The organism is Amycolatopsis iheyensis (assembly GCF_024703995.1).
GTDB classification, from domain to species: Bacteria; Actinomycetota; Actinomycetes; order Mycobacteriales; family Pseudonocardiaceae; genus Amycolatopsis; species Amycolatopsis iheyensis.
On the sequence record NZ_JAMXQV010000075.1, the window covers coordinates 1 to 1136 of the forward strand.

1 protein-coding gene is annotated in these 1136 nt (G+C 65.3%); it reads left to right on the plus strand.

Features of this window, described 5'->3' with window-relative positions; all coding sequences use genetic code 11:
* The first annotated feature begins 47 nt into the window (after positions 1 to 47).
* Positions 48 to 1136 carry an IS630 family transposase gene (locus M8542_RS49780; RefSeq protein ID WP_257927452.1) on the plus strand — a complete coding sequence of 363 codons (1089 nt, stop codon included), beginning with the start codon at positions 48 to 50 and terminating at the stop codon, positions 1134 to 1136.

Below are 1136 nucleotides of genomic sequence, written 5' to 3' on the forward strand. Positions count from 1 at the left end.
CTAGTGTCCTGAGTCTTAATTTCGTGGCCAGTGTCTAGGATGCTGTGATGCCGAGCCCGAAGCTGCCGCCGTTGGTGTTGAGCGATGAGGAGCGCGAGACGTTGCTGCGGTGGTCGCGTCGCCCGACCACGGCGCAGGCTTTGGCGTTGCGGTCGCGGATTGTTTTGCGCTGCGCGGATGGCGGCTCGAACTCGGAAGTGGCCGACGAGTTTGGGGTGAAGCGTCACACCGTGGCGAAGTGGCGGTCGCGGTTTGTCGCCGACGGGCTTGAGGGCCTGTCGGACGAACCGCGGGCGGGCGCGCCGCGCACGGTTACCGACGAGCGCGTGGAGGCGGTGATCGTGAAGACCCTGGAGCAGTCCCCACCGGATCAGGACACGCACTGGTCGACCCGGTCGATGGCCGCGGCCACCGGCATGTCGCAGTCGACGGTGTCACGGATCTGGCGGGCGTTCGGCCTCAAACCGCATCAGGTCCAGACGTGGAAGCTGTCACGGGACCCGCAGTTCGTGGAGAAGGTCAGGGACGTGGTCGGGTTGTATCTCGCCCCGCCGGACAACGCGATCGTGCTGTGTGTCGATGAGAAGTCGCAGATGCAGGCCATCGACCGGACCGCGCCCACGCTGCCGATCATGCCCACCACGCCGGCGCGGATGACCCACGACTACGTGCGCCACGGGACCACGAGCCTGTTCGCCGCACTGAACCTGGCCACCGGATCGGTGATCGCCCAGCACCACCGCCGGCACCGGCATCAGGAGTTCCTGAAATTCCTCAAGACCATCGACGCCGCCACCCCGGGAGATCTCGAGCTGCACCTGGTCTGCGACAACTACGCCACCCACAAAACCCCGGCGATCAAGAACTGGCTGCTGCAGCACCCACGCTTCCACGTGCATTTCACCCCGACCAGCGCCTCCTGGCTCAACCTGGTCGAACGCTGGTTCGCGGAGCTGACCAACCGCAAGCTCCGCCGATCAGCTCACCGCAGCGTCACCGAACTCGAAGCCGACGTCGAGGCCTGGATCGGCGCCTGGAACGACGACCCCAAACCCTTCGTCTGGACCAAAACCGCCGACCAGATCCTCGACACCCTCGCCGCATACTGCCAACGAATTAACGACTCAGGACACTAG